This is a genomic window from Bradyrhizobium sp. UFLA05-108 (genome assembly GCF_059803455.1).
Genome location: NZ_JBANAZ010000011.1, coordinates 50,856 through 66,692, shown reverse-complemented (window position 1 = coordinate 66,692; position 15,837 = coordinate 50,856). Strand labels below are relative to the sequence as shown.

The following is a 15,837-nucleotide window of genomic DNA, read 5'->3' as shown; positions in this document are numbered from 1 at the left end:
GAGCGGGGGCTTTCTCGCTTCGGCCCGCCAAGGGTGCCGAATTTCCTCTACGGTCCGCGCGGCATTAAAAGCGATCAGATCGGCGTCGGAAGAGTCTTTTTCAGCCATGGGCATCACCGGACTGCACGGATTGCGCGGCCTCGCGATGGTCTTGGTTGTGCTGGGCTTCCCGCGCGCGACGCCATTCTGCGGCAGACTCAAACGAGATCAGCGTGCGCGCTCCCACCTTCATCTCGCGTGGGCCTTCACCTTGCTTTTTCAGCTTGTAGAAGAATCCCTCGCTGATGCCGTGGGCCTTGCAAAACTCCGGAATACTGAGCGCCAGGCGCGGCGTTGGCAGTGGAGGCGGCCCGACAGCAGCGAACTGGGTTCGGGATTTCGGCATGCTCGACTCCTCTGGGGTTGAGGGGCCGACGCCGCTTGGCAACTGCGTTGATCAGGACTAGATTTCGGCTGTCTCGACGTAATCCAATTCCGACCGGCGCTGCTCTGCGGCGTCGGTCATTTCCGCGGTAGGCGCTCTAGAAGGGCTTCGAGGTCAGTGCGCCTGATCAACGTCCTTGCACCGATCTTGAGCCCCGATAAATCTCCGTCGCTAAGCAGGCCATACAACGTTGATCGGCCAATCCCCAAGAGCTGGGCAGCCTCGCTGATCGAGAGCAGGACCGGCTGGACGGTTGCGGATGATGCGTGTGGCGAGATCGACATAAGGACAACCTCCGTAGGACGCACATAACTCATCCTGCATCTCTAGGGACGTTGCGGGGCTCGAAATACCCTCCACAATTTCAGTTGGCGCGGTGATTCGATTTTTTTGAGCGCCGTCCCGCGGCAGACCAGTCCGCTCCTGTTATTTCAATTGCCATTTTCCACGCAGTATCGAACGACCTTCGGCTGATGCCAAACTTTTGGTTGGCAATCCGGAAGAATTCATCCTTTGATTTCAGCGAGGCGGCAGGTGAGGCCTGCATTTCTCTGATCAGCCACTCCCGGCAGCCGGTGGCAGTCTTTGCAGTAACCGGCGGGTCAGGCCACAGCCGTAACAGATCGCTGCGCCGCAGTGTTACCGCGGTGAATGGCTCGGTCCGGCTATGCACGTACCTCAAAGTTTCCCGCCCGCTGTCGTTAAACAGCCGAAGATGAGCCCACGCTCGCGATGGAACCTCGACCACCGCGCCATCGGCGTCGACGCCTTCGGCCATCAAATGACCTTCCGACAACGCGCGCCACAGTGCGGCCTCTGCGTCCTGGATCGTCATCTTAGCGGTCAAAGGAACATTGCCGCGAACCCGCAACACTCCATCCAGTAGCGCCAAGCGGCTCAACGTCGGCGCGGAGCGCGCCTCCAAAAAATATCCGATGCGCTTCACAGGCTCGACATCCTTCGGGCGTTCTTTCAGCTCGCGACTGATCCAATGAAAACACTCCGAACAAAACTCAGGATCCTGCTCCCTGACCAGTTCGAAATGGCGCCACGCAATCCACGCCACCGCCATCACGATCGACCAGTGAGATTTGAGTTTTGGATCGAAGCGAGGAAGTTCAGGCTTTCTCTCGAACGACTCGAGGCCATGTGCAGCTGCCTCGGTCTCGGCCCGCTCCCCCGTGATCTCGCCGCGCTCAGCCTGCATGAGCAGGCGGTCACGCAGCACATCGGGGTCAGTGTCGTGTGGCTCGTCAGTCATTCGCGCGCACCTCCAAGCACCCGTGAGGTGCGCGGAAACCGGTGGTGCGAGCCGGCTTGTCGGATGCCTCCTATCCGCGCCGATGGTCAGCTTACGTCCCGTACACCTTGCTTCCAACCCGGACACATAGTCCGGGCTTAACGAGGAATTGAATGTGCCGTGCGGACGGTGGTTCGCTTCTCTGCCCACACAGCTCCTGGGCAACATCCTCCCAGGTCTTGCCGTGCTTTCTGAGACGCGCGGCTCTTTCGGCGAGTTTCAGATTTTTGGGCTTGTGTGCGAATTTACGGGTCGACCCCGCTGCTTCAATTTGAGCACACTTTCAAGGATCTTTGCCTTGCCGCTTAACGAGCGCTAGGCGGCTCCAACGAACCACCGAGCTTCCTTGTGAGGGACTCATAGCGGATCAGGACGAGGGGGCTTCTTCTTGGGGATGAGGTCATTGGATGACGTTACCCTGCGCGAGCGAGACCTCGTGCACCAGGATGCAATGAGAGATCAATTCCAACGTGGACAGTGCAAAGAGTTATGATGCGAGCCGTGCCGGCGGAACAACGTCGGCCAAGTTCGCCGGCGCACCGAGATCGAGCAATGCCGCGCGCGTGAGCGCCTCGGTTGAATCGCCGAGAATGTAACGGCTGTAGTTTCGCTCGATCATCGCAATCGACGTATCGTGATGCGCAGCGACAACGCGAGCTGGCACGGCCTTGAGCAACTGCCGGACTATCGATGAATGCCGCAGCGCATACGGCGTCACCTCGGGCCCAAGCCCAAGACGTTCGACGACCGAACGGAAGGTCTTGGCCAAGTTCCACATCTTGCCGAACAGCGGCGAGTGCGCGGCCCGGCCGTTCGCCTGTTGCCGCAGCGCCTTCGCCAGCCGCGTCGAGATCGGCAGCGGGCGATATTCGACCTTCCGGTTCTTGCCCTTTCGGCTGGTTGGCATCATCAAGCGGGGAACGGTCGGATGATCTTGCAGATCAGCGGGAGTTAGCCGGAAGACCTGGCTTTCGCGAGCGCCTGTCTCGGCCAAAACGTCGATCAGCAGGCCAAAGTCGCGGGCTTCATCATATGAGCCGCTCACCAAGGCTGCCACCGTGTTATCCGGCAGGATGACGTTGCGAGCGACCTCGCTGTCGGGCAGTTTCTTCAGGCCGTTCTTCCATGCGGCGACATTGGTGATGCGCTTGTCGTTCCTGGCAGCGAGCGCTAGCGCCGCCTTCAGCGCTCGACCGATGCGATCGGCGGAGGAAGGCTTCAGCCCCTTCTTCACCAGGCCGGCGCGCCAGTCTCGCAGCTCGCGCTCGGTGAGCAGCGCGACTGCCTTGCTGTTCAAAGCGTCGGTTAGGTGCAAGCGGAGCTGGGTCGCGTTGTACTTGCGCCCGCCGCGGGTTTCGAGATCGGTTTCATAGGCGTCAACGGCTTCAGCAACGCTGATCGGCTGCTCGTTGTTGCACTCGCCAGCACGCGCCAGCGTCTTGGCCTGCTCCAATGCCTGCCAGTACGTCATCAGGCTTCCGCCGTTCGCGTCCTCGTGATCGTCGGCCAACGCGAAGCGCTTGAGCCAGCCGTTGCACTTCACTGACCATGTGCCCGGGCCTGAGTTGCGGCGATAGCAAAGGTGGATGCCGGGCGCGATCAAGACGCCATAAGGTTTCTTTCTAATCGCGAGCTTCAAACGTGCAGTACGGTTTTCAAGAAATGCAGAACGTGTCAGGCGGGCCATAGTATCCCTCAAAATGTCCCCACGATGGGGGTGGAGGAGTATGGACCACACTGTAGCGCGGTGAAGATAAATCCAGCAAGTACAATTGCTTAGTGGAGTTGCATGGAGCTGTATGGAGCTCTATGGAGTGCACTTTCTCCCCTTGCGGGAGAAGGGAAGGCATTGAGCAAGGCGCTACGCTTTGCTCAATTCTTTCGCCACTTTTCCGCAAACCGGTGCAGCGGCATGAAGGTCTCGCACAATTCCCGCCCGAGCGGCGTCAGGCTGTAGCCGCCGGCCTCCCCAAGTTCTACGAAACCCGCCTCGCGCAATTCCGTCAGCCGCGCCTGCAGCACCGTGGGGGATGCCTCGTCGCAGGCGCTGCGTAGCGCGCGAGAGGTGAGGGGGGCGCCGCGCAATTCCCACAGGATCCGCAACGACCAGCGTTTCCCCAAGAGGTCCAGCAGCGCCATGATCGGCCGGCCCGTGCGTGAGCCGCGTACGCTGCGTTGCCCGACCTGCCTCACCATGTCTGCCTCTTGCATGTTGCTACATATAGTGTAGCGTACGTTGCTACAGTTATTGTAGCATAGAGGTTGGCCATGTCACCTGCCGCACCGCGCATCGCACCGCTGGATCCGCCATACCCGTCCGAGATCGATGAGCAGTTCAACCGCATCATGCGCGGTGCGCCGCCCTTGATGCTGTTCCGGGTAATGGCAGGACACAAGCGCGCCTGGGACAAGTTTCGCGCCAGCAGCCTCCTGGACCCGGGGCCACTGTCCTTGCGTGCGCGCGAGATCGTCATCGACCGCACCTGCGCACTGAACACATGCGAATATGAATGGGGCGTGCACGTCGCGATCTTCGCGGGAGCTGCGGGTCTCACGGATGAACAGGTCCGCGCCACCGCTCATGGCGATGCGACTTCAACCTGCTGGTCTGCGACTGAGCGGGCGCTGATCGCGGCCGTCGATGCCCTGCATCATCGCGCGACGCTTGATGATGCGGAGTTCGCGGCGCTCGCAGCGCATTACGACGACGCGCAGATCTTGGAGATCATGATGCTCTGCGGGGTCTACCGCACGGTGTCGTATCTGGCGAACGGGCTGAGATTGCCGCTGGAGGAGAAGGCGGCGCGGTTTCCAGCGCTCTAAGCGTCGTCATTGCGAGGAGCGACTTGTCCGCCGTAGCTCGAAGAGCGAAGGCGGAAGCAACGAAGCAATCCAGAACCTCCGCGGTCGCATTCTGGATTGCATCGCTGCGCTCGTAATGACGGAGAGGAGGCAGCAGTCGGACTAAGCCACGCCCGCCCGCAAGAGATCGTGCAGGTGCACGATGCCAACCGGCTTGCTTGCTTCGGCCACGATCAGCGTCGTGATCTTGCTCGTGTTCAGCACCTCCAGCATCTCGGTCGCGAGCATGGAGGGCGGCACCGTCTTCGGCTGCTTCGTCATGATGTCGTCGACGGTCGCGGTCAGGAGGTCGGGCCGCATGTGGCGGCGCAAATCGCCGTCGGTGATGATGCCGGCGATCTCGCCCGCGTCGCTTACGATGCAGACGCAGCCGAGGCCCTTGGCCGACATCTCGACCACCGCGTCCGACATCTTCGTGCCGAGCGGCTTGACGGGAATCTCCGCGCCGGTGCGCATGTAGTCGCGCACGAATTTCAGCATCGCGCCGAGTTTTCCTCCGGGGTGGAAATGCGCGAACTCCAGCGCCGTGAAGCCGCGCCCCTCCAGCAGGGCGATCGCGATGGCATCGCCGATCGCGGCCTGCATCAGGGTCGAGGTGGTCGGCGCCAGATTGTGCGGGCAGGCCTCGCGCGCCTTGGGCAGCTCGATCACGATATCGGCGGCCTGTCCGAGCGCGGAGCCTGCGTTCGACGTCACCGCGATCATGGGAATCGCGAAGCGCGCCGAATAATTCACGAGGTTCTTCATCTCCGGCTGCTCGCCGGACCAGGACAGCGCCATGATGACGTCGTCGGTGGTGATCATGCCGAGATCGCCATGGCCGGCTTCGGCAGCGTGGACGAAGAAGGCGGGCGTGCCGGTCGAGGCCAGGGTCGCTGCGATCTTGCGCGCCATGTGGCCGGACTTGCCGAGCCCGGTGACGACGACGCGCCCCTTGGCGTTGCGGATCTTGTCGATCGCCGCCGTGAAGCTCGCCCCTAGCGGTCCCTTCAGCGCGCTGGCGAGTGCGCCGATGCCGCCGCTCTCTGTCTCCAGCGTGCGCAGCGCGGATTCGATGTCGGGAGAAGCGGGGCCGGATGATGCGGTCATCAGCGGTTTCGAGCTCGGCATGCTTTGATCCAGGGAAGAGGTCGGCAAACCCTGTTTGCCCGTGGCCGTCTGCTTAGCACGGTCGTGGCAGGGAGGCGACGCGCGTACCTCCGTCCTCAACGGCTCATTAACCATAATTGTTTTAACTCCTTTAACGATGGTACCCGCGTCCTCCGCGGAAGCCATTGCTGAAGTGTCTGAAGTCGTTGGAGTTTTTTCCATCGTGGGGTCGTCTCCAGGCAGGAGCCGGAGCAAACGCGCGCACGTCTTGCGCGCCGCCTTGTCATGCCTTGCGCTGACCGTGCTGGAGAGTGCGCCCGCTGTCGCCCAGAGCCTCACGCCAGACCTCTTCAATCCGAATCGCGGCGGCTTCGTCTCGCCTGACACGCTGCCGACGCGGCGGACGGCCACGACCACATTTGCGCAGCCGCCGTCGGACGCCTTGCCGGCGTTGCCCGATCCCAGCGCCGATCCACGCAAGAACAAGGACACACCGGCGCCATCGCGCGTCGGTCAGGTGCCGACTTATGGCCTGCCCGCGGCCAATGGCTCTGGCGCCTCGGGCTATGACTCACTCAATCGCAAGCGGCAGCAGCCCAAGCTCTATCCCGGACAGCCGAAGCCGAAGCGTGCGCCCGGCCCCGGTACCCCGGCCCCGACCGCGACGTCCACGCCCGGCATCGGCCAGCCGCGCATCGCGCCGCCGCCATCGGAGACCGCCAACAAGACGCCGGTGCCGGCGGCGATGGCAGGCACCGTGCCGGGCCAGCCGCTGCGCCGGCGCCTCAAGCTGGACGACGACCCGTTCGGTCCCGTCGGTGACTACGCCGGCAGCTTCCTGATCAAGGGTGCGCTCGAGCTCTCCGGCGGCTACGACACCAACCCGGCGCGGCTCAACAAGCCGATCGGCTCGCCGCTCTATGTCGTGGCGCCCGAGCTCGTCGTGATGTCCGACTGGGAGCGCCACGCGCTAGTCGCGGACCTGCGCGGCTCATTCACCGGTTATGGCAACCAGTTGCCTGCGACGATCGATGGCGTCGCCTCGCCGGCGCCCGTCGAGATCGATCGGCCGGATTTCACCGGCCATGTCGACGGCCGCATCGACGTCGATCGCGATCTCAAGCTGACCTCGCAGCTCCGCCTGCGCCTTGCCACCGACAATCCCGGCAGCCCGAACATCCAGGCCGGACTGCAGAAATATCCGATCTACGCCACCTACGGCACGACGCTCGGCGTCGACCAGACCTTCAATCGTTTCGAGGTCGCCGCCGGTGCCACGGTCGATCGCACCGCCTACACCAACTCGAAACTCACCGACGGCACGGTTTCCAGCAACGACGATCGCGACTTCAACCAGTACGGCGGCATCGGCCGCTTCTCCTACGATCTCAAGCCGGGTCTGAAGCCGTTCCTGGAGATCGAGGGCGACACCCGCGTTCACGACCAGGCCGCCGACCGCAACGGCTATTTGCGCGATTCAAACGGCGGCTATGCCAAGGTCGGCACGTCCTTCGAGTTCTCGCGCATCCTCACCGGCGAAATCTCGATCGGCTACGCCGCGCGCAACTATGTCGACCCGCGGCTCAGCCAGCTCAGCGGCTTCCTGACCACGGGCTCGCTAATCTGGAACGCCAGCGGGCTCACCACCGTGAAATTCTTCACCGATACGCAGCTCGCCGAGACCACGATCCCCGGCGCCTCCGGCGTGCTGGTGCGCACCTACACCGCCGAGGTCGACCACGACTTCCGCCGCTGGCTCACCGGCATCGGCAAGTTCACCTACGGCACGCTCGACTATCAGGGCCAGAACCGCAACGACAAGACCTACTCGATCGAAGGCGACATCATCTACAAGCTCAACCGCAACCTCTGGATCAAGGGCAGCCTGCGCCACGACATCCTGGATTCGAACGTCGTCGGCGCGGGTTCAGCGGGGACGGTGGTGATGCTGGGGGTGAGGATGCAGAATTGAGGGAGAGCAATTATGGCAGCTCGAATTACGTTAGACATCAACTCGGCTGGAGAATTCGAACTGTGGCTTAATCCTGAAGGCCGAGACCTTCTCGTCAAGGAACTGCTGGCCCTAAGTCAGACTAACGAGCATTTTCACTTGATGCCAATACCGTCGGACGTTGAAGTTTCGACGCGCGCCTATCGACCGAACGACAAGCTTCTCGAATACGGTAAGGTGCTGTTCCGACTCGACGAGTGGGATGCAAAGCACTTCCCGCACGTCCTGGGTTGAGGTCCGCTCGCTATCCCTTCACTCCGCCGTCATGCCCCGCGAAGGCGGGGCATCCAGTACGCCGTGGCTTCTCCGTATTCGTCACCGCCTCTGGAATACTGGATCGCCCGCTTTTCGCGGGCGATGACAGTGTGCGTGAAACTGGCGGCGGAGCGAAAAACTACCGCGGCAGGTCCGTCTTCCCCATCAGGAACGTGTCGATCGAGCGCGCGCACAGTCGCCCCTCGCGGATCGCCCACACCACCAGCGACTGGCCGCGGCGCATGTCGCCGGCGGAGAAGACGTTGGGGCGCGAGGTCTGGTAGTCGAGCGTGTTGGCCTTGACGTTGCCGCGCGGGTCGAGGTCGACCGACAGGAGCTTGAGCAGGCCCTCGTGCACGGGGTGCACGAAACCCATCGCGAGCAAGACCAGCTCGGCGTCGAGTTCGAACTCGGTGCCGGCCATCGGCTTGAACTTGTCGTCGACGCGCACGCAGTGCAGCTTCTTGACCTTGCCGTTCTCGCCAGAGAACTTTTGCGTCAGCACGGCGTATTCGCGGATCGCGCCTTCGGCCTGGCTCGACGACGTGCGCATCTTGAGCGGCCAGTTCGGCCAGGTCAGGCCCTTGTTCTCGCGCTCAGGCGGCGCCGGCATGATCTCGAGCTGGGTCACGGTCTTGGCGCCCTGGCGCAGCGAGGTGCCGATGCAGTCGCTCCCGGTGTCGCCGCCGCCGATGACGACGACGTGATTGCCGCCGGCGAGGATGTCGGTGACGCCGTTCAAAGGCTCCTCGGAATTGCGACGGTTCTGCTGCGGCAGGAAGTCCATCGCGTAATGGATGCCATCGAGGTCGCGGCCGGGGATCGGCAGGTCGCGCGGGGCTTCTGCGCCGCCCGTCAGCGCGATGGCGTCGTACTCGTTGAGCAGTTCGCGCGGATCGACGTTGCCGGCGGCGCCGACATGGCTGTTGTAGTGGAAGGTGACGCCCTCCGCCTCCATCTGTGCGATGCGGCGGTCGATGATACCCTTCTCCATCTTGAAGTCGGGGATGCCGTAGCGGAGCAGGCCGCCGGCCTTGGCGAACTTCTCGTAGACATGCACGTCATGACCGGCGCGTGCGAGCTGCTGCGCGCAGGCCATGCCGGCCGGACCCGAGCCGATCACGGCGACCTTCTTGCCGGTCTTCTCGGTGTTGATCTCGGGCCTCAGCCAGCCGTTCTCCCAGGCGCGGTCGACGATCGCGCATTCGATGGTCTTGATGGTGACCGGGTTGTCGTCGATGTTGAGCGTGCAGGAGGCTTCACACGGCGCAGGACAGATGCGGCCCGTGAACTCCGGGAAGTTGTTGGTCGAGTGCAGGTTGCGCGAAGCCTCTTCCCAATTGCCCTGATAGACGAGGTCATTGAAATCGGGAATCTGGTTGTTGACCGGGCAGCCGGGCGTGCCCGGCGCGACCGAGCCGGTGCCGTGGCAGTAGGGAATGCCGCAATTCATGCAGCGCGCGGCCTGGTCGCGCGTTTCCTTCTCCGAGAGCGGAACGACGAATTCGTTGAAATGCTTCAAGCGCTCGGCGACCGGGGTGTACTTGCGATCATACCGTTCGATTTCGAGAAAGCCCGTGATCTTGCCCATAAAACCCGAAGTCCCTGCCGCTTAATTCGTTTGTTTCTTCCTCATCGTCATTGCGAGGAGCGAAGCGACGAAGCAATCCAGGCTGTTTCCCGAGGAGAGATCTGGATTGCTTCGCTTCGCTCGCAATGACGAGCGTTGATACTTACGCCCCGATCGCGATTTTCGGCTCGGCGTCCGCGTTGGCCTGCATTTCGCGCAGTGCGCGCCGGTACTCGACCGGCATCACCTTGCGGAATTTGGGCAGCCATTCCTTCCAATTCGCGAGGATCTCGATCGCGCGCCTGGAGCCGGTCGCCTTTTCATGGCGCGAGATCAGGACGTGCAAGCGCTCGACGTCGGAATCGAGCAGGTTCTTGAACACGTCGACCCGGCCATGCGCCTCGAGATCACCGGAGTGGTTGTAGGTGCCGGCGTTGATCAGCTCTTCCGACAGCACCGGCTCGAGCTCGACCATGCTGAGGTTGCAGAGCTTGTCGAAGTCGCCAGCCTCGTCGAGTACATAGGCGATGCCGCCGGACATGCCGGCCGCAAAGTTGCGCCCAGTCTTGCCGAGCACGACCACGATGCCGCCGGTCATGTATTCGCAGCAATGATCGCCCGCGCCTTCGACGACCGCCACAGCACCGGAATTGCGCACCGCAAAACGTTCGCCGGCGATACCGCGGAAGTAGCACTCGCCCTCGATCGCGCCGTACATCACGGTGTTGCCGACGATGATGCTCTCTTCCGGCACGATGCCGCCGTTGCGCGGCGGCTTGACGATGATCTTGCCGCCCGACAGGCCCTTGCCGACGTAGTCGTTGCCTTCACCCTCGAGCTCGAAGGTGACGCCGTGGGCGAGCCACGCGCCAAAGGCCTGGCCGGCGGTGCCCTTGAGGCTGACATGGATCGTGTCATGCGGCAGCCCCGCGTGGCCGTAGATCTTGGCCACCGCGCCCGACAGCATCGCGCCGGCGGAACGATCGGTGTTGTTGATCTCGGCCTCGATCTTCACCGGCGCGCCGCGGTCGAGAGCTGGCGTCGCGTTCTCGATCAGCTTGCGGTCGAGGACGGCCTCCAGATGATGGTTCTGGCGCTCCGAGTGATAGATCTTCTGGCCCTTCTCTTCCTTCTGCTTGACGAACAGCTTCGAGAAATCGAGGCCCTTGGCCTTCCAGTGCGCGACCAGACGGGTCTGGTCGAGCATCTGGGTCTGGCCGACCATCTCGTTGAAGCTGCGGAAGCCGAGGTTCGCCATGATCTCGCGAACCTCTTCGGCGACGAAGAAGAAGTAGTTGATCACGTGCTCGGGCTGGCCGGTGAAGCGCTTGCGCAGGACGGGGTCCTGCGTGGCGACGCCGACCGGGCAGGTGTTGAGATGGCATTTGCGCATCATGATGCAGCCAGCCGCGATCAGCGGTGCAGTCGCAAAACCGAACTCGTCGGCCCCGAGCAGTGCACCGATCACGACGTCGCGCCCGGTGCGGAAGCCGCCGTCGACCTGGACCGCGATGCGGCTGCGCAGCCGTTCGCGCACCAGCGTCTGATGGGTTTCAGCGAGGCCGATCTCCCAGGGCGAGCCGGCGTGCTTGATCGAGGTCAGCGGCGATGCACCAGTGCCGCCCTCGAAGCCGGCGATGGTGACATGGTCGGCGCGCGCCTTGGCAACGCCGGCGGCCACCGTGCCGACGCCGATTTCGGAGACGAGCTTGACCGAGACGTCGCCCGTCGGATTGACGTTCTTGAGGTCGTAGATGAGCTGCGCCAAATCCTCGATCGAGTAGATGTCATGGTGCGGCGGCGGCGAGATCAGGCCGACGCCCGGCGTCGAATGCCGGACCTTGGCGATCGTCGCGTCGACCTTGTGGCCGGGCAACTGTCCGCCTTCGCCGGGCTTGGCGCCCTGCGCCATCTTGATCTGCATCATGTCGGAGTTGACGAGATATTCCGTCGTCACGCCGAAACGCCCCGAGGCGACCTGCTTGATCGCCGAGCGCATGCTGTCGCCGTTCGGCAGCGGCTTGAAGCGGTCGGCTTCCTCGCCGCCTTCGCCGGTGTTCGACTTGCCGCCGATCCGGTTCATGGCGATCGCGAGCGTCGTGTGCGCCTCACGTGAGATCGAGCCGAACGACATTGCACCGGTGGCGAAACGCCTGACGATGTCCTTGGCCGGCTCGACCTGGTCGAGCGGCACGGGCTTGCGCTTCTCTTCCTCCGCGCTCTTGATCCGGAACAGGCCGCGCAGCGTCAACAGACGCTCGGACTGCTCGTTGAGGATCTTCGCGAAGGCGCGATAGCGCTCCTGCGAATTGCCGCGAGCGGCGTGCTGGAGCAGCGACACCGACTCGGCCGTCCACGCATGGTCCTCGCCGCGGGTGCGATAGGCATATTCGCCGCCGACATCGAGCGCCGTCTTGTAGACCAGTGCTTCACCGAACGCGTCGGCGTGACGGCGCACGGCCTCTTCGGCGATCTCGGCGAGACCCACGCCCTCGATGCGCGTGTGGGTGCCGGCGAAGAACTTGGACACGAAGTCCGCCTTGAGGCCGACCGCATCGAAGATCTGCGCGCCGCAATAGGACTGGTAGGTCGAGATGCCCATCTTGGACATCACCTTGAGAAGGCCCTTGCCGATCGACTTGATGTAGCGCTTGACGATCTCGTAGTCGTCGAGCGAGCCGGGGAGGCGCTCCTTCATCGCGATGATCGTCTCGAACGCGAGGTAGGGATTGATCGCTTCCGCGCCGTAGCCGGCAAGGCAGGCGAAGTGATGCACTTCGCGCGGCTCGCCCGACTCGACGACGAGGCCCACCGAGGTACGCAGACCGGTGCGGATCAGATGATGATGCACGGCGGCGCAGGCCAGCAGCGAGGGGATCGGTACGCGATCGGTGCCGACCATGCGGTCGGACAGGATGATGATGTTGACGCCTTCGCGCACCGCGGCTTCCGCACGCGCGCAGAGTTCGTCGAGCACCTGGTCCATGCCGGCCGCGCCGAGGCCGGCGTGGAAGGTGGTGTCGAGCGTGCGCGACCTGAAGTGGGAATCGCCGAGATCGGCGATGGAGCGGATCTTTTCGAGATCCGCATCGGTCAGGATCGGTTGGCGCACTTCGAGGCGCTTGGTGGTGGCGAGGCCTTGCAGGTCGAACAGGTTCGGCCGCGGTCCGATGATCGAGACCAGGCTCATCACCAGCTCCTCGCGAATCGGGTCGATCGGCGGGTTGGTGACCTGCGCAAAATTCTGCTTGAAGTAGGTGAACAGCGGCTTGGGCTTGGCCGACAACGCCGAGACCGGCGTATCGTTGCCCATCGAGCCCGTGGCTTCCTCGCCGGTCGAGGCCATCGGCGTCATCAGGATGCTGATGTCTTCCTGGCTGTAGCCGAACGCCTGCTGCCGATCGAGCAGCGACAGGTTCGAGCGCACGCCGGTGGTCGGTGCCTTCGGCAGTTCCTCCAGCACGATCTGTGTGCGGTCGAGCCACTCCTTGTAGGGATGGCTCTTGGCAAGCTCGGCCTTGATCTCGTCGTCGGGAATGAGGCGGCCCTGCTCGAGGTCGACGAGCAGCATCTTGCCCGGCTGGAGGCGCCACTTGGTGACGATCTGGTCCTCCGGAATCTTGAGCACGCCCATTTCGGACGCCATCACGATGCGGTCGTCCTTGGTCACGAGATAGCGCGCGGGCCGCAGGCCGTTGCGGTCGAGCGTGGCGCCGATCTGGCGGCCGTCGGTGAAGGCGATCGCGGCCGGACCGTCCCACGGCTCCATCAGGGCGGCGTGATATTCGTAGAACGCGCGGCGCTTCTCATCCATCAGGGGATTGCCGGCCCATGCCTCCGGAATCATCATCATGACCGCGTGCGGCAGCGAGTAGCCGCCCTGCACCAGGAATTCGAGCGCGTTGTCGAAGCAGGCGGTGTCGCTCTGCCCTTCATAGGAGATCGGCCAGAGTCGGCTGATGTCCTTGCCGTAGAGCTCGGAACTCACGGACGCCTGACGCGCCGCCATCCAGTTGACGTTGCCGCGCAGCGTGTTGATCTCGCCGTTATGCGCGATCATCCGGTAGGGATGCGCCAGCGACCAGGTCGGGAAGGTGTTGGTCGAGAAGCGCTGATGCACGAGCGCGAGCGCGCTCTCGAAGTCCTTCTCGTGCAGGTCGGGATAGTACTTGCCGAGCTGGTCGGCGAGGAACATGCCCTTGTAGATCACGGTGCGGCAGGACATCGAGCAGGGGTAATAGCCTGCTAGTCCCCGCTCACGGCGCTGGTAGATCGCCTGCGAGATCGACTTGCGCAGGATGTAGAGCTTCCGCTCGAACTCCTCGTCGGTCTTGGCGGCGCCGTTGCGGCCGATGAACACCTGCATGTGGTTCGGCTCGGTCGGCTTCACGGTGACGCCGAGTGAGGAGTTGTCGGTCGGCACGTCGCGCCAGCCGAGCAGCTTGAGGCCTTCGGCCTTGATCTGATCGGCGATGATGCTCTTGATGACGTTGCGCCAGGCGGTGTCGCGCGGCATGAACAGGGCGCCGATGGCGTACTCGCCGGGCTTGGGCAGCGAGAAGCCGAGCTCCTTGGTCTTGCGTGCGAAGAAGGCGTGCGGGATCTGCACCAGGATGCCGGCGCCGTCACCGGCGCGCGGGTCGGCGCCGACCGCGCCGCGATGTTCGAGGTTGCAGAGGATGTTGAGCGCGTCCGAAACGATCTCGTGCGACTTCTTGCCCTTGATGTTGGCGATAAAGCCGACGCCGCAGGAATCCTTTTCCATGCCGAGATCGTACAGACCTTCGGCGGGCGGGCGGAACGTGTGCTCGCGATCGGCGGTTTTCGAGGCGACCGTCGCCGACAGTTCTTCTGCCACGATGTTTGCGCGCTCGAATTGCGACCCGTTCATTGTTCCTGTCCTCTCCATGCGGCAAGCTGCCTCACCGCCATCTTCGGCGCACCTTGGGCGTTCCGCGGCACCCGCTCTTTGGGCCACCGCTCGTCCGTTGCGAGCCGCATTTTCTTAAATTCAGGCCTGGGCGTTCCACGTCCCCGAGAACGGCTTTAGCCTGCAGCTTCCTGGCGCTCGAGAGCGCCGTTTTTCGTTGCAATCCCTGTGCCGGGATTACAAGAAAATTGAGACAGGTTTCCTGTCCTAACCATCACCTTGCCAAAATTTTGTCTAGCACACAAGCACGCAAAAGTCCCGATTCCCAAGGTGTCAATCACGCGCTTTCCCGCATCGGGTCCGCCCCGGATTTGAGGCAAACGCGCCGCGATCCGGCCCTGAGTCGGTCGGAATCCCGGGGGAAGCTTCGGATCAGCCCTTCGAAAGGCGCGCCATGGCCTACAGCCGAAAGAGCGCATGCCGTCCGGGGGGCCCGACAGGAGCGTATCGACCATGAAGTTGTTCACAGGATGGGTGGCTGCCGCCGCATGTGTGCTGGCGGTATCTGCTGCCGACGCGCAGGGGCTGGCGAATGGAGGGCTGCGCGGGCCCACCACGGCGGTCTCGGATTTCGACGGCCCCTATGGTCCGCCGGAGGCACCGCCGCCGCGTCCCTATGGATACGGCTACGAGTATGAGCGCGCGCCTGCGCCTGCGCTGCTGCCCGCAACCGAGGTCTATGCCGTGCTGCGCGAAAACGGCTTTTCGCCGCTCGGCATCCCGCGTCTGCGTGGGGTCGTCTACACCATCGCGGTGGTCGACCGCCGCGGCGACGACGGCCGGCTCGTGATCGACGCCCGTGACGGGCGGATTTTGCGCTTCGTGCCGGCCTTCGGTCCTGGCTTCGGCATGGGGCCGGCCTATGAGGAAGGTGCGGTAATCCCTTACGGCCCACATGGCGCTCTGCCGCCGCCGACCGTGATCCGCAGCGCCGCGCCGAGGCCGCCGGCTCCGATCCCGCATGTCGCAAGCCGCACCGTCCCGATTCCAAAGTCGGCCCCGTCGCGCGGCGAGGCGCCCGTGGCCGCCGCCAGGCCGGCAGCATCCGAGGCCGCGCCACAGCAGGCTCGGGCCGAAGCCTCGCAGCAGGCTGCAGCCGCGCAGGCCAAGCCCAGCGAGGCCGCGCCGCAAGCAAGCGCGCCGACCGTCGGCCAGACCAAGCCCGCCCCGACCATCCTGCCGACGCAGGGCATGCCGGCCGCGCAGGGGCTCGAATAACGGCGTGAGGCGCGTTGGTAGCGACGGCGCGCATCCCACCAACGGTGTCGTCCTGGCGAAAGCCAGAACCCATACCGCGAGGTCTATCGATTGCGCGCGCCGGACGACGAGTATTCGCCGAACTCCCCCTGGGGAAACCGCGACGAGCGCAAGCGCTCGCGCGGGGGGTTGGCGTTCG

General features: G+C 63.7%; 12 protein-coding genes. 4 read left to right on the top strand and 8 right to left on the bottom strand.

Going from position 1 to position 15,837, the window contains the following annotated elements; all coding sequences use genetic code 11:
- Positions 1-100: 100 nt before the first annotated feature.
- The 5 genes from SO140_RS10880 to SO140_RS10860 all read right to left on the bottom strand — a co-directional run bounded on the left by SO140_RS10880 (position 101) and on the right by SO140_RS10860 (position 3,920).
- Positions 101-385 carry a helix-turn-helix transcriptional regulator gene (locus SO140_RS10880; RefSeq protein ID WP_449377553.1) on the bottom strand — a complete coding sequence of 95 codons (285 nt, stop codon included), beginning with the start codon at positions 383-385 and terminating at the stop codon, positions 101-103.
- A 116-nt stretch (positions 386-501) separates the two neighbouring features.
- Entirely contained in the window at positions 502-708 is a 207-nt protein-coding gene (locus SO140_RS10875; RefSeq protein ID WP_449377584.1) for a helix-turn-helix domain-containing protein, read from the bottom strand.
- Positions 709-788: 80 nt separating this feature from the next.
- Positions 789-1,685 (bottom strand): hypothetical protein, encoded by an 897-nt coding sequence (locus tag SO140_RS10870; RefSeq protein ID WP_449377552.1) that lies wholly within the window; start codon positions 1,683-1,685, stop codon positions 789-791.
- Positions 1,686-2,211: 526 nt separating this feature from the next.
- Positions 2,212-3,267, bottom strand: coding sequence for a site-specific integrase (locus tag SO140_RS10865; RefSeq protein WP_449377551.1), 1,056 nt, complete (start codon positions 3,265-3,267; stop codon positions 2,212-2,214).
- A 329-nt stretch (positions 3,268-3,596) separates the two neighbouring features.
- A complete protein-coding gene (locus SO140_RS10860) occupies positions 3,597-3,920 on the bottom strand; it encodes a winged helix-turn-helix transcriptional regulator (RefSeq protein ID WP_449377550.1) in 324 nt (107 codons plus the stop codon).
- Between the two features lie 72 nt (positions 3,921-3,992).
- Between SO140_RS10860 and SO140_RS10855 the strand changes: the two genes are divergently transcribed.
- Complete coding sequence (locus SO140_RS10855; RefSeq protein WP_449377549.1) at positions 3,993-4,547, top strand: carboxymuconolactone decarboxylase family protein; 555 nt, start codon at positions 3,993-3,995, stop codon at positions 4,545-4,547.
- Positions 4,548-4,688: 141 nt separating this feature from the next.
- Here SO140_RS10855 and SO140_RS10850 read toward each other — a convergent pair whose 3' ends face one another.
- On the bottom strand, positions 4,689-5,696 hold the full coding sequence (locus SO140_RS10850) for a KpsF/GutQ family sugar-phosphate isomerase (RefSeq protein WP_449377548.1): 1,008 nt from the start codon (positions 5,694-5,696) through the stop codon (positions 4,689-4,691).
- Positions 5,697-5,898: 202 nt separating this feature from the next.
- On the opposite strand from SO140_RS10850, the gene SO140_RS10845 reads away from it, so the two are divergent.
- On the top strand, positions 5,899-7,647 hold the full coding sequence (locus SO140_RS10845; protein WP_449377547.1) for an outer membrane beta-barrel protein: 1,749 nt from the start codon (positions 5,899-5,901) through the stop codon (positions 7,645-7,647).
- A gap of 12 nt (positions 7,648-7,659) precedes the next feature.
- Positions 7,660-7,920: a hypothetical protein gene (locus SO140_RS10840; RefSeq protein WP_449377546.1), complete on the top strand. Its 261-nt coding sequence runs from the start codon at positions 7,660-7,662 to the stop codon at positions 7,918-7,920.
- Between the two features lie 160 nt (positions 7,921-8,080).
- On the opposite strand, the gene SO140_RS10835 is transcribed toward SO140_RS10840, so the two are convergent.
- Both SO140_RS10835 and gltB read right to left on the bottom strand, forming a co-directional pair.
- A complete protein-coding gene (locus SO140_RS10835; protein ID WP_449377545.1) occupies positions 8,081-9,532 on the bottom strand; it encodes a glutamate synthase subunit beta in 1,452 nt (483 codons plus the stop codon).
- Between the two features lie 142 nt (positions 9,533-9,674).
- Positions 9,675-14,402, bottom strand: a complete 4,728-nt coding sequence (gene gltB / locus SO140_RS10830; protein WP_449377544.1) for a glutamate synthase large subunit — start codon at positions 14,400-14,402, stop codon at positions 9,675-9,677.
- A 492-nt stretch (positions 14,403-14,894) separates the two neighbouring features.
- On the opposite strand from gltB, the gene SO140_RS10825 reads away from it, so the two are divergent.
- Positions 14,895-15,659 carry a hypothetical protein gene (locus tag SO140_RS10825; RefSeq protein ID WP_449377543.1) on the top strand — a complete coding sequence of 255 codons (765 nt, stop codon included), beginning with the start codon at positions 14,895-14,897 and terminating at the stop codon, positions 15,657-15,659.
- Positions 15,660-15,837: the final 178 nt, after the last annotated feature.